Below are 11,983 nucleotides of genomic sequence, written 5' to 3' on the forward strand. Positions count from 1 at the left end.
TCAGTCCCGTCCTGTCAGGCCCCAGGCATCCTCATCGCCGTCGCTCTCGACCACCGGATAGCCCTCGTACTGCGACTCTACGGCGTCCGGGTCGTAGTCGATGGGTGCAGGAGGGGACGGGGATGCCGCGGGGGCGGCATCCGGGACATCCTCGCCACGCAGCCGTGCGAGCACCTCGGGGAGCTGCTCGGCGGTCACGAGCACGTCGCGCGCCTTGGATCCCTCGGAGGGCCCGACGATCTCGCGGGACTCGAGCAGGTCCATGAGACGGCCGGCCTTCGCGAAGCCGACGCGGAGCTTGCGCTGGAGCATCGAGGTCGAGCCGAACTGCGTCGAGATGATCTGCTCGGCCGCGGCCAGGAGCAGGTCGAGGTCATCGCCGATGTCAGCGTCGATCTGCTTCTTCTCGGCCTCGGCCGCGACGTCTTCGCGGTACTCGGGGCGCGCCTGCTGCGTGACGTGCTTGACGACCTTCTCGATCTCGACCTCGCTGACCCACGCGCCCTGCACGCGCAGCGCCTTGGACGCGCCCATCGGCAGGAAGAGGCCGTCGCCCTGGCCGATGAGCCGGTCGGCGCCGGGCTGGTCGAGGATGACGCGGGAGTCCGTGACGCTCGTCACGGCGAACGCCAGGCGCGACGGGACGTTGGCCTTGATGAGACCCGTCACGACGTCGACCGACGGACGCTGCGTCGCGAGCACGAGGTGGATGCCGCTCGCGCGGGCGAGCTGAGTGATGCGCACGATCGAGTCCTCGACGTCGCGCGGCGCGACCATCATGAGGTCCGCGAGCTCGTCGACCACGACGAGGAGGTACGGGTAGGGCTTGAGCACGCGCTGGCTGCCGGGCGGCAGGTTGACCTCTCCCGCGACGACAGCGCGGTTGAAGTCGTCGATGTGGCGGAAGCCGAACGACGCGAGGTCGTCGTACCGCATGTCCATCTCCTTCACGACCCACTGGAGCGCCTCGGCGGCCTTCTTGGGGTTCGTGATGATGGGCGTGATCAGGTGCGGCACGCCCGCGTAGGAGGTGAGCTCGACGCGCTTGGGGTCGATGAGCACCATGCGCACGTCGGCGGGCTTCGCGCGCATGAGCAGGCTCGTGATCATCGAGTTGACGAAGCTCGACTTGCCCGAGCCCGTCGAGCCCGCGACCAGGAGGTGCGGCATCTTGGCGAGGTTCGCCACGACGTAGCCGCCGCCGACGTCCTTGCCGACACCGATCGTCATGGGGTGGGTGGCCTGCTGCGCGACGGGCGAGCGGAGGATGTCGCCGAGCGTCACGATCTCGCGGTCGGCGTTGGGGATCTCGACGCCGATGGCGCTCTTGCCCGGGATGGGGGCGAGGATGCGCACCTCGTTGGAGGCGACGGCGTAGGCGATGTTGTTCTGGAGCGCCGTGATCCGCTCGACCTTGACGCCGTGGCCGACCTCGATCTCGTACTGCGTGACTGTCGGACCGCGAGAGAAGCCCGTCACGCGCGCGTCCACCTGGAACTGCGAGAGGACGCTCGTGATGGCGCGCACGACTTCGTCGTTGGCGGCGGAGCGCGCCTTGTGCGGGGTGCCCGCGGCGAGCGCGTTGACCGACGGGAGCCGGTACGGCAGGGCCGGCGCGTCGTGCGGCGCGTCGAACCCGATGCCCGACAGACCGGGAAGCTCGTCGTCCGCTCCCCCGTCGTCGTCGCGCAGCGACGTGTCGGGACGCGCGCCGTGCGGCGTCGCGGCGGCCGGCACGATGATCTCGGTCAGCGCGTCCGGCTCGACGACAGCGGGCGTCGGCGTCGTGAGCGCCTGCTCGAAGCCGCCCTGCGATGACCCGGGTGGAAGCAGCTCGGTGAGGTCCTGCGATCCGATCCCGCCGTCCGGGTCCTCTTCGCGACCCGTCCGGTTGCGTCGCCACCACGGCAGCGAGGGGTCGGCCGTCTCGTCGGTCGAAGGCGCCGCGGCGGCCTTCTCGCCCGGCTCGGCGCGCTCCTCGCCGAACATCCACGCGTACAGATCGCCGAGACGGCGACCGATGCGGTTGGGCGGAGTCTTCGTCAGGATCAGGATGCTGAGCAGCGACAGGATGCCGAGCACGATGCATGCGCCGACCTGTGTCAGGAGCAGCGCGAGGGGCTCGCCGACCATCCAGCCGAGCACGCCGCCGGCCTCGCTCAGCGCAGGAAGGCCCTTACTCGGCTGCGGCCTCCCGCCCAGGACGTGGCAGAAGCCCGCGAGCGTGAGGACGAAGAGCCCGAAGCCGATCCCGATGCGCCCGTTGTCATGGACGGACGACGGATGCCGGAACAGCCACCCAGCGAGCAGCATGAGCAGCACCGGGAGGACGAACGAGACGCGACCGACGAGGCCGCCCGCCGAGTAGGCGCTGATGGTGCCTGCGACCTCGGAGCCGATGAAGAACCACTCGACGACGGCGCCCGCGATCGCGAGCAGGACGAGCAGGAACGGGAAGCCGTCGCGACGCTGCTCCTTCTCGAGCGTCTCGGGCCCGAACGCGCGGAAGAGCCCGCCGGTCGCATGGGCGAGGCCGAGCCACGCGCGGACCGCGACGGGCGGCTTCTGCTGCTCGCCGACGTACTGCTTGGGGGTGGGCGCGGGCTTCCGTGCACGCGACGTAGACCCCTTCGCGGGCGCGCGACCGTTCGCGGTCGGGCTGGAACTCCTGGCCATGCCTTCCACGGTACGGCGAGCCGCCGACTTCCGCTGGGAACGACGCGACCCTCAGCGCAGGCGCTTGACCATCGTGTCGCGCCCGATGCCGCTCTGCGTCACGGCGAATCCTTCGCTGCGGTACAGCGTCGCGGCGAAGTTGTCGCGCTCGACGCTGAGGCTCAGCCTCGCGTAGCCCTGCGCCCGCGCCTCGTCGCACAGGCGCTGCAGCAGCATCCGCCCCACGCCGTGCGCGCGCCAGATGGGCCGCACGCCGATGATGAGCTCAGGCACGCCTGTGCCGACGTAGCCGTGTCCGGGATCGCTGCGGGGCAGCATCCGGTACCAGGCGGCCCCCATCGGCTGGCCGTTCGCGTCCACGGCGATGAATCCCGTGTCGCCCGGGCGCATCCACCCCGCGATGTAGCGACGGTGGTCGTCGCTCGTGAGCACCTCGTGCCGGGGACGCGCTCCTCCACGCCGCCAGTTGGCGGCCTCGACGACCATGTCGCCGAGGAACGCGCCGTCCGCCTGTGTGGCAGGGCGGATCTGGAACGCAGAGGGCATGCTCGGAGTTTACCGAGCGCCCGGAACGCGCCGTGTCGCCGGTGTTACGCCTCGATGACGAGCGGCACGATCATGGGCCGGCGACGCAGCGACTGGTTGACCCAGCGCCCGATGGTGCGGCGCACGATCTGCGACAGCGCGTGCTGGTCGCGCACGCCCGAATGGGCCGCCTCGGCCAGCGCGGCCGCGATCTTGGGCTTGACGCTCTCGAACACCGCGTCGTCCTCGGCGAAGCCGCGCGCGTGGATCTCGGGACCCGAGATGATCTTGCCGGTCGACGCGTCCACGACGACGATGACCGAGATGAAGCCCTCTTCACCGAGGATCCGGCGGTCCTTGAGATCGGCATCCGTGATCTCGCCGACGGTCGATCCGTCGACGTAGACGAAGCCGATGTCGAGCTGGCCGACGACCCGCGCCGTGCCGTCGCGCAGGTCGACGACTGTGCCGTTCTCGGCGATGATCGTGCGGTCCTCCGGGATTCCGGTGTCCTGCGCGAGGCGCGCATTGGCCATGAGGTGGCGGTACTCGCCGTGCACGGGCAGGACGTTGCGCGGCTTGAGGATGTTGTAGCAGTACAGCAGCTCGCCCGCGGCGGCGTGGCCCGAGACGTGCACCTTGGCGTTGCCCTTGTGCACGACGTTCGCGCCGAGCTTGGTGAGCCCGTCGATGACGCGGTAGATGGCGGTCTCATTGCCCGGGATGAGGCTCGACGCGAGGATCACGGTGTCGCCGGGCCCCGGCTCGATCTCGTGGTCGAGGTTGGCCATGCGGCTCAGGACCGCCATCGGCTCGCCCTGCGACCCCGTCGACATGTAGACGATCTGGTCGTCGGGCAGGTCGCGCGCCTTCTTGTAATCGATGAAGACGCCCTCGGGCACGTGCAGGTAGCCGAGGTCTTCGGCGATCGTCATGTTGCGCACCATGCTGCGGCCGAGCAGCGCGACGCGGCGCCCGTGGGCCGCCGCGGCATCCAGCACCTGCTGGACGCGGTGGATGTGACTCGAGAAGCTCGCGACGATGACGCGGCGCGGCGCCTTGCCGATGACCTGGTCGAGTACGGGCCCGATCGAGCGCTCGAGCGGCGTGAAGCCGGGCACGTCGGCGTTCGTCGAGTCGACGAGGAACAGGTCGACCCCCTCTTCGCCGAGGCGTCCGAACGCGCGCAGGTCGGTGAGGCGGCCGTCGAGCGGCAGCTGGTCCATCTTGAAGTCGCCGGTCGCGAGCGCGAGGCCCGCGGGCGTGCGGATCGCGACGGCGAGCGCGTCGGGGATGGAGTGGTTCACGGCGACGAACTCGAGGTCGAAGGGCGCCAGGCGCTCCTGCTGCCCCTCCTTCACCGTGAGGGTGAAGGGCCGGATGCGGTGCTCCTTGAGCTTCGCCTCGACCAGCGCGAGGGTCAGCCCCGAGCCGATGAGCGGGATGTCGGGCTTGAGCCGCAGCAGATACGGAACGGCCCCGATGTGGTCTTCGTGGCCGTGCGTCAGGACGACGCCCACGACGTCGTCGAGCCGCTTCTTGATGGGCTCAAAGTCGGGGAGGATCAGGTCGACGCCGGGCTGGTGCTCCTCGGGGAAGAGGACGCCGCAGTCGACGATGAGCAGCTTGCCCTCGTACTCGAAGACCGTCATGTTGCGACCGACCTCGCCGAGGCCGCCGAGCGGGGTCACCCGCAGGGTGCCCTGCTCGAGTGCGGGCGGGTCGTACAAGGTGCTGGGCATGTCAGCCTTCTTCCGGATGCTGAGGCGCAGGCCTCGCGGATGTCGATGCGGCGCGCCGATCCCTGGGTGCGCCGGCGGATCTCACCTCGTCGTGCCCGAGACCTTGGGCAGCGCGCCGCCGGCGGCGGCGTTGCGGTCGGGGCGGAAGTTCGAGAAGTCGACGCCGGGCACATCGCGCACGAGCGCGAGCTCGTCCTCGATCTTGGCGGCTTCCCACTCCTCCGGCCCGACGAGGGGCAGGCGCACGCGCGGGCTGCCGATGCGGCCGAGCCCGTGCAGGATGTACTTCGCCGAGACCGTGCCGGGGACGTGCGTCATGACGGCGCGGACGAGCGGCTCGAGCTGCTTGTGCGCGGCCGTCGCGGCGGTCAGGTCGCCCTTGTTGACGGCGTCCACGATGACGCGGTACGGCTGCGCCGCGATGTTGGCCGTGACGCCGATGAGCCCCGTCGCGCCGATCGCGAGGTGCGGCAGCACGTTGGCGTCGTCGCCCGAGAAGTACATGAGGTCGGTCTGGTTGAGCACGCGGCTGACCTCGCTGAAGTCGCCCTTGGCGTCCTTGATGGCGAGGATGTTGGGGTGCTTCGCGAGGCGCAGGATCGTCTCGTAGCGGATGGGCACGCCCGTGCGGCCCGGGATGTCGTAGAGGATGACGGGCAGATCGGTCGCGTCGGCGACGAGCCGGAAGTGCGTGAGGATGCCCGCCTGCGTCGGCTTGTTGTAGTACGGCGTGACGATCATGATGCCGTCGGCGCCGACCTTCTCGCTCGCCTTGCAGAGCTCGATCGCGTGCGCCGTCTCGTTCGAGCCGCCGCCCGTGATGATGGCGGCGCGGCCCGCCGCGACATCCTTCCCGACCTCGACCAGCCGGATCTTCTCGGCGTCCGTCAGCGTGCTCGTCTCACCGGTCGTGCCTGTCACGACGATGCCGTCGGCTCCGTCGGTGATGACGTCGTCGATGTGCTTCTCGACCGCGGGCCAATCGACCTCGCCGTCGGCCGTCATGGGAGTGACGAGCGCGACGAGCACCTGACCGAAGGGATTGCCCGAGTGCGTCATGCTCCCAGGCTATCGGCTCGAAGGGCCCGGATTCAGCGGCCCCGCTGGCCCAGCCGCGCCGACACGCGTGCGGGCAGGACCCGCACGACGCGCGTCAGGACCTTGTAGCGGACGGAGGGGATCGAGACGCCCTTGCCGCGGGCGGCGTCGCGCAGCGAATCGGCCACGACGTCCTGAGCCTGCAGCCACAGCCCGTCGGCGATGCCCTCCCTGCCCGGCTCGAGTCCCATCCGCTCGTGGAAGTTCGTGTGGGTGAAGCCGGGGCACACGGCCGTGACCGAGACGCCGCGCGGGCCGTACTCGGCGTTCGCCCAGCGGCTGAAGTCCACGAGCCAGCGCTTGCACGCGCCGTACGTCGAGCGCGGCATGAAGGCGGCGACGGATGCCACGTTGATGATGCGTCCGCGACCGCGCGCGAGCATCGGGGCGAGCGCCGCGTGCGTGAGGCGCATGGGCACCTCGACGTGCAGGGCGAGATGCCGCGCCTCGTCCTCGATGTCGTTGCGCGCGAACGCGAGCGGCAGCCCGAAGCCCGCGTTGTTCACGAGCAGGTCGACGGGACGCTGCGGATCGGCGACGCGCGCCTCGACCTTCTCGCGCTTGCGGGGCCGCAGCAGGTCGGCGGCGAGGACCTCGACCTGCCGTCCGTAGCTCCCGCGCAGCTCGGCCGCGCGCGCCTCGAGCGCCTCGCGGTCGCGCGCGACGAGCACGAGGTCGAAGCCTCGCATCGCGAGCTGGCGTGCGTACTCGGCGCCGAGGCCCGAGCTGGCACCCGTGATGAGGGCCGTCCGCGCCATTGTCAGGGGGCTACGCGCCCGTTGGCGTTGAAGGCGGCGTGGGTCAGCGGCATCCGCTCACGCCAGAACGTCTCCATCTTCTCGGCGCACATCTCGATCTCGCGCTGGGGGAAGGACGGGAAGTGCGTGCCCTCGACCTTCGTGCGCAGCGACAGGAAGTTCATGAGCGCGCGGGCGTTCATCGTGACGTACATCGACGAGTAGATGTTGAGCGGCAGGACGATGCGCGCGACCTCGCGCGCGACGCCGGCGGCCAGCATCCGCTGATATGCCTCGAAGGCGTGGACGGATGCCTCGCGCGTGGCTGCGTCGACGAGGGCGGACTGCTCCTCGGTGCCGGGGAGGAACTCGTACGCGCCCGGCTTGCCCACCTGCACGAGGTTGCGCTCGCGAGCCGGGACGTAGAAGACGGGGCGCAGCTCGCGGTAGCGGCCCGACTCCTCGTTGTAGGACGCGATGCGGTGGCGCATGAACTCGCGGAACACGAAGATCGGCGCCTGGATGTAGAACGTCATCGAGTTGTGCTCGAAGGGCGAGCCGTGGCGGTCGCGCATGAGGTAGTTGATGAGACCGCGGTCCTTGGCGCCTGCCTCGGTGCCCGCTGCCGCGTCGTCGAGCGTCTGCTCGCCCTGCGTCGAGACGCGGGCGGCGAACAGGACGTCCGAATCGGCGGCGCTCGCACGCACCATCTCGACCGTCACGTCGCTGCGGAACTCGATCTGGGGGGTCTCTGCGGCGTCGCTCACGCCTGCCACCCTATCCGTGCGACGTCGGGTGCCTGTCCGTGGATCGGCGCGCGGATTTGTTACGACGGCTGCGTCATACAGAACGCGCACCGGATCCATTCAGTTGAAAAGGGTTAGGCTGATGGGCTATGACTCTCGTCGGCGCCCTGATCGTGCTCGCCGTCCTCCTGACGGCGACGATCGGGCTCGGCGCATACCTGCAGTGGCGGCAGAATCGCCCGCAGCGCGACATCCCGCACGAAGTCGTCCAGCCCGAGCGTCTCGGGGCCGACGGGCTGGGTGCCACGGCGACGCTCCTGCAGTTCAGCACCGAGATGTGCGCACGCTGCCCCGGCGCGCATCGCACACTCGCGTCCGTCGCCGACGCGCACGACGGAGTGCGGCATCTCGACATCGATGTGACGCACCGCCCCGACATCGCGAAGCACTTCCACGTCTTGCAGACGCCCACGACGCTGATCCTCGATCGCGACGGCGTCGTCCAGACGCGGTTCGGCGGTGCCCCGAACCGCGACGTGCTCGAACTCGAGCTGACCAGACTCACCGAGGAGGCGGCCGATGTCCGCTGAGACACTTCACGCAGACGGCCTCGCGACGCCCGCCGGCGGGGTCGACCCGCGCGGCCTCCGCTTCGCGGCAGGGATCACTGCGCTCCTGCTCCTGCTCGATGTCCTCCTGGGGCTCACGGGCCTCTCAACGGCGCAGGCCGCAGACGGCACGTGGCTCATTGCGCAGGCCTCGATCGCCGAGCGCGTCGCCGACCCCGCATTCCTGCTCCTGCTCGTGACGGCTCTCCTGTTCCTGTGGGGCGTCCTCTCGCCGCGGACGGCGCCGTGGGGCGTCCTGTATCGCAAGGCCGTCCAGCCGCGCCTGGCTCCGCCTGCCGAGCTCGAGGACCCCCGGCCGCCGCGCTTCGCGCAGGGCGTCGGACTCTTCGTCGTGGCGATCGGCCTCGTGCTGCAGATCGCGGGCGTGCCGTGGGCCCTGCCCATCGCGGCCGGCGCCGCGTTCGTCGCGGCCTTCCTCAACGCGGCCTTCGGGCTGTGCCTGGGCTGCCAGCTGTACCTCCTGCTGCAGCGCATCGGCCTCGTCGGCCGCCGGCGCCCCCTCGCGGCCTGAAGCTCCCGCCGGACGGTCGCTGCGCCGTTCCGCCATGTCGAGGCGGCCATTAGGCTGACGCGTGGGCCTCGACGGCCCGTCCGCGAGACACGGAGGAACACGATGAGCGTTACGAGCGAAGCAAGCACCTCCTGGAAGGGCAGCCTCACGGAAGGGTCCGGTGAGGTCGCACTCGAGAGCTCGAACCAGGGGCCCTTCGCCGTGAACTGGAAGGCCCGCAGCGAAGGCTCGACCTCGGTCACGACGCCCGAAGAGCTCGTCGCGGCGGCGCACTCGTCGTGCTTCAGCATGGCGCTCTCGAACGAGCTGACCCAGAACGGGACGCCGCCCGAGAGCATCGAGACGACGGCGTCGGTCACCTTCATCCCCGGCACCGGCATCACCGGGAGCCACCTCAACGTCGAAGCCGTCGTGCCGGGCCTGAGCCCCGAGGACTTCGCGACGATCGCCGAGAGCGCGAAGGCGAACTGCCCCGTCTCGAAGGCGCTCGCCGGGGTCGAGATCACCCTCGAGGCCTCGCTTGGCTGACCCCTCGGGGGATGATCGGATGCCGCGTCGCGTCGTCGTCGCGGGAGCGTCGGGCCTCATCGGCTCCGCGCTCGTCGCACGCCTGCGCGCCGACGGCGTGACGGTCACGACCCTCGTGCGGCGGCCCGCGGAGGCCGCCGACGAGGTCTCGTGGCTGCAGGGACCTCTCGACCCTGCTGTGCTCGAGGGGGCGGACGCCGTCGTCGGGCTCAACGGCGCGAGCATCGGCCGCTTCCCCTGGACGGCCGCATACAAGCACACGCTCGTGTGGTCGCGCATCACGCCGACGCAGGTGCTCGCGCGCGCGGTGCGCGAGCTCGGGGCCGATGCGCCCTTGTTCGTCTCGTCGTCGGCGGTCGGCTACTACGGCTCGGCGCCGCGCAGAGTGCTGACCGAGACGTCGCCGCGGGGCGAGACGTTCCTCGCCGATCTGTGCGGCGAGTGGGAGGATGCCGCGCTCGCCGCAGGAGCGCACGCACGCGTCGCACTGCTGCGCACGGCGCCCGTCGTGCACGCGCAGGGCGTCCTCAAACCGCTTCTGCTCCTCACGAAGCTGGGCGTGAGCGGACCCATCGGACGCGGGACCCAGGCGTGGCCGTGGATCTCACTCGAGGACGAGGTCGCCGCGATCCGGCACGTCATCGACCGCGGGCTCGAGGGACCCTTCAACCTCACGGGCCCGACGCGCGCGAGCGCGAACGACCTGGGGTTCGCACTCGCGATGCGGCTCAACCGGCCCTTCCTCGTGCGCGCGCCCGAATGGGGCCTGCGGCTCGTCCTCGGCCCCGACCCCACCGAGGCCCTGCTCACGACTGACGCCCACGTGCGCCCGGCCGCCCTCGAGGCATCCGGATTCCGATTCCGGCATACGACGGTCGAGCAGGCCGTCGAGTCCGCCGTGCCCGCAGCCGAAGCTGCGACCTTCCTGATCGGCGGGTCCGGGAGCGCGCTCGCCCGCGGCTGACGCGCCGGCTCGGGTCTAGCCTGCGCGGCGCTCGGCCGCCTCGAGGGCGATCGCCTTGCGGATCGCACCGCGGGCGCGGCGGCGGTCCCCCGCCGCGTCGTAGCCGAGCCCCAGGCGATACCAGGCGCGCCAATCGTCCGGATGAGCCTGCGCGTCGTCGCGGAGCGCGGGGAACGCGGCATCCCCGTCCTCGCGGACGACCCTCCCGCTGGGGCGCACCGCGACATCGTCCTGCGGGAGGCCCCCCTCGGCCTCCAGCCGGCGCCCGACACGCTCGGCGCGCACGCCGAACCACAGCTCGCGTCCGAGCGCCCACACGGCGATGACAGGGAGGACGAACAGCGCGACGCCCATCGCGACCGCGATCGGATCGCCGCTCACGAGCAGAAGCCACCCCCGCTGCGCGACGAGTGCGATGTACAGCGCGAGCAGCGCCGCCATGACGACGACGCCGACGCGGGCGGTCACGCGCTCGTGGCCCGCGCCACCTGACCGGGGACGCCCGCCTCTTCGACGGGCCGGTCGTCGCCCTGCCCCGGCACGCGCAGGCCGATGTCGAGGAAGCTGTCGAGCCCCACGACGACCCCGCGCACATCGCGGGCGGCAGCGAGGGCGAGACGGATGCCGGGGCCGTACGCGAGGGCGGGCTCCACGGTGTCGTGCACGATCGTGAGCGACTCGCCGGGACCCGACAGGATCACCTCCTGGCGCGCGACGACACCCGGACGGCGCAGCGAGTGGATCGGCACGCTCGCGACCTGCTGACCTCGGGCGCGCTGATCGACGTGCGGGGACTCGACGGGCCCGACAGACGCGCGCGCCGCCGCGATGAGCTCGGCGGTGCGCACCGCCGTGCCGCTCGGCGAGTCGATCTTGGTCTCGCGATGCGCCTCGATGATCTCGATCGAGGGGAAGAAGGATGCCGCGGCCGAGGCCAGCGCCGAGCCGACGACGGAGCCGAGCGAGAAGTTGGGGATGAAGACGGCGCCCGTGCCGGCGGCCTGGACGAGCGGGCGCACGAGCGCGATGCGCTCGGCCGACCACCCCGACGTGCCGACCAGGATGTTGATGCCGCGTTCGATCGCGGCGCGGACGACGTCGATCGACACGGCAGGCGTCGAGGCGTCGACGACGAGGTCGGCGCCGTCGAGGTCGGAGAGGGGCGACTGCGACGAGAGGCTCGCGACGAGCTCGTATCCCGGCTCGGCTTCGACCACATCGCGGATGATCCCGCCGAGCTTTCCGGTCCCGCCCACGAGGGCCACGCGCGTCGTCATGCGCACAAGCCTAGACGCGGGCGTCCGGCCCGACCGTCGAGGTTAGGCTCGTGGCATGGTCGAACTGCGCCCGCTCCCGGTCGACGAACCCGTCGCGCACGAGCTGCTCGCCGAGTACTTCGCGATGCGCGCGGCGGCCTTCCCCGGCCAGGCGTACACGACGGTCTTCCCCGCGCCGACCGTCTTCGAGGCACCCTCCGGCGTCTTCGTCGTGGTGTACGACGACGAGGGCATCCCCGTGGGCTGCGGAGGCATCCGGCGGATCGCGGACGGCCCGCTCGGAGTGCGCTACGAGATCAAGCACCTGTACCTGCGACCCGAGACGCGAGGGCGCGGCTGGGGGCGGCTGATCCTCGACGACCTCGAGCGCAGGGCGCGGGAGTGGGACGCCGCCGAGCTCGTGCTCGACACGCACCACACGCTGGAGGCCGCAGGCGGCCTCTACGCGAGCGCCGGCTTCCGCGAGATCGAGCCGTACAACGACAACCCGAACGCGACCCGCTGGTACGCGCGGCGCCTCGCGGGCGTCGACGACGCGCGGTGACCCGGG

General features: G+C 71.1%; 13 protein-coding genes. 5 read left to right on the plus strand and 8 right to left on the minus strand.

Translation table 11 applies throughout. The features are described from left to right. The 6 genes from MJ607_RS16770 to thyX form a co-directional block, all read right to left on the minus strand. Entirely contained in the window at positions 1-2,676 is a 2,676-nt protein-coding gene (locus tag MJ607_RS16770; RefSeq protein WP_243076764.1) for a DNA translocase FtsK, read from the minus strand. Between the two features lie 51 nt (positions 2,677-2,727). Beyond that, a complete protein-coding gene (locus tag MJ607_RS16775; protein WP_243076765.1) occupies positions 2,728-3,222 on the minus strand; it encodes a GNAT family N-acetyltransferase in 495 nt (164 codons plus the stop codon). A gap of 44 nt (positions 3,223-3,266) precedes the next feature. Next, positions 3,267-4,943, minus strand: a complete 1,677-nt coding sequence (locus MJ607_RS16780) for a ribonuclease J (protein WP_243076766.1) — start codon at positions 4,941-4,943, stop codon at positions 3,267-3,269. Between the two features lie 81 nt (positions 4,944-5,024). Next, positions 5,025-6,002, minus strand: a complete 978-nt coding sequence (gene dapA / locus MJ607_RS16785) for a 4-hydroxy-tetrahydrodipicolinate synthase (protein WP_243076767.1) — start codon at positions 6,000-6,002, stop codon at positions 5,025-5,027. A gap of 32 nt (positions 6,003-6,034) precedes the next feature. Further along, positions 6,035-6,799 (minus strand): SDR family oxidoreductase, encoded by a 765-nt coding sequence (locus MJ607_RS16790; RefSeq protein WP_243076768.1) that lies wholly within the window; start codon positions 6,797-6,799, stop codon positions 6,035-6,037. Positions 6,800-6,801: 2 nt separating this feature from the next. After that, positions 6,802-7,488, minus strand: coding sequence for an FAD-dependent thymidylate synthase (thyX, locus tag MJ607_RS16795; protein WP_243077055.1), 687 nt, complete (start codon positions 7,486-7,488; stop codon positions 6,802-6,804). Between the two features lie 185 nt (positions 7,489-7,673). Between thyX and MJ607_RS16800 the strand changes: the two genes are divergently transcribed. The 4 genes from MJ607_RS16800 to MJ607_RS16815 all read left to right on the plus strand — a co-directional run bounded on the left by MJ607_RS16800 (position 7,674) and on the right by MJ607_RS16815 (position 10,156). Further along, positions 7,674-8,114 (plus strand): thioredoxin family protein, encoded by a 441-nt coding sequence (locus MJ607_RS16800; RefSeq protein ID WP_243076769.1) that lies wholly within the window; start codon positions 7,674-7,676, stop codon positions 8,112-8,114. Next, complete coding sequence (locus MJ607_RS16805) at positions 8,104-8,664, plus strand: DUF4395 domain-containing protein (RefSeq protein WP_243076770.1); 561 nt, start codon at positions 8,104-8,106, stop codon at positions 8,662-8,664. The genes MJ607_RS16800 and MJ607_RS16805 overlap by 11 nt, the downstream gene beginning before the upstream one ends. Before the next feature lie 102 nt (positions 8,665-8,766). Next, on the plus strand, positions 8,767-9,192 hold the full coding sequence (locus MJ607_RS16810) for an OsmC family peroxiredoxin (protein ID WP_243076771.1): 426 nt from the start codon (positions 8,767-8,769) through the stop codon (positions 9,190-9,192). A 19-nt stretch (positions 9,193-9,211) separates the two neighbouring features. Further along, positions 9,212-10,156: a TIGR01777 family oxidoreductase gene (locus MJ607_RS16815; protein ID WP_243076772.1), complete on the plus strand. Its 945-nt coding sequence runs from the start codon at positions 9,212-9,214 to the stop codon at positions 10,154-10,156. Positions 10,157-10,171: 15 nt separating this feature from the next. Here MJ607_RS16815 and MJ607_RS16820 read toward each other — a convergent pair whose 3' ends face one another. Next, positions 10,172-10,624: a hypothetical protein gene (locus MJ607_RS16820; RefSeq protein ID WP_243076773.1), complete on the minus strand. Its 453-nt coding sequence runs from the start codon at positions 10,622-10,624 to the stop codon at positions 10,172-10,174. Further along, entirely contained in the window at positions 10,621-11,433 is an 813-nt protein-coding gene (gene dapB, locus MJ607_RS16825) for a 4-hydroxy-tetrahydrodipicolinate reductase (protein ID WP_243076774.1), read from the minus strand. The genes MJ607_RS16820 and dapB overlap by 4 nt, the downstream gene beginning before the upstream one ends. A 55-nt stretch (positions 11,434-11,488) precedes the next feature. Here dapB and MJ607_RS16830 point away from each other — a divergent pair, with 55 nt between their 5' ends. Continuing rightward, complete coding sequence (locus MJ607_RS16830; protein WP_243076775.1) at positions 11,489-11,977, plus strand: GNAT family N-acetyltransferase; 489 nt, start codon at positions 11,489-11,491, stop codon at positions 11,975-11,977. Positions 11,978-11,983 lie beyond the last annotated feature (6 nt).

The sequence above is a fragment of the Microbacterium sp. SS28 genome, assembly GCF_022761035.1.
Taxonomy (GTDB): domain Bacteria; phylum Actinomycetota; class Actinomycetes; order Actinomycetales; family Microbacteriaceae; genus Microbacterium.

What these genes read in the sequence shown, in the direction of transcription:
- thyX (WP_243077055.1), bottom strand. Translation starts at nt 7,488, where the DNA reads ATGGTGCGTGCGAGCGCCGCCGATTCGGACGTCCTGTTCGCCGCCCGC.
- MJ607_RS16790 (WP_243076768.1), bottom strand. Translation starts at nt 6,799, where the DNA reads ATGGCGCGGACGGCCCTCATCACGGGTGCCAGCTCGGGCCTCGGCGCC.
- MJ607_RS16810 (WP_243076771.1), top strand. Translation starts at nt 8,767, where the DNA reads ATGAGCGTTACGAGCGAAGCAAGCACCTCCTGGAAGGGCAGCCTCACG.
- MJ607_RS16780 (WP_243076766.1), bottom strand. Translation starts at nt 4,943, where the DNA reads ATGCCCAGCACCTTGTACGACCCGCCCGCACTCGAGCAGGGCACCCTG.
- MJ607_RS16815 (WP_243076772.1), top strand. Translation starts at nt 9,212, where the DNA reads ATGCCGCGTCGCGTCGTCGTCGCGGGAGCGTCGGGCCTCATCGGCTCC.
- MJ607_RS16805 (WP_243076770.1), top strand. Translation starts at nt 8,104, where the DNA reads ATGTCCGCTGAGACACTTCACGCAGACGGCCTCGCGACGCCCGCCGGC.
- MJ607_RS16830 (WP_243076775.1), top strand. Translation starts at nt 11,489, where the DNA reads ATGGTCGAACTGCGCCCGCTCCCGGTCGACGAACCCGTCGCGCACGAG.
- MJ607_RS16800 (WP_243076769.1), top strand. Translation starts at nt 7,674, where the DNA reads ATGACTCTCGTCGGCGCCCTGATCGTGCTCGCCGTCCTCCTGACGGCG.
- MJ607_RS16775 (WP_243076765.1), bottom strand. Translation starts at nt 3,222, where the DNA reads ATGCCCTCTGCGTTCCAGATCCGCCCTGCCACACAGGCGGACGGCGCG.
- dapB (WP_243076774.1), bottom strand. Translation starts at nt 11,433, where the DNA reads ATGACGACGCGCGTGGCCCTCGTGGGCGGGACCGGAAAGCTCGGCGGG.
- dapA (WP_243076767.1), bottom strand. Translation starts at nt 6,002, where the DNA reads ATGACGCACTCGGGCAATCCCTTCGGTCAGGTGCTCGTCGCGCTCGTC.
- MJ607_RS16770 (WP_243076764.1), bottom strand. Translation starts at nt 2,676, where the DNA reads ATGGCCAGGAGTTCCAGCCCGACCGCGAACGGTCGCGCGCCCGCGAAG.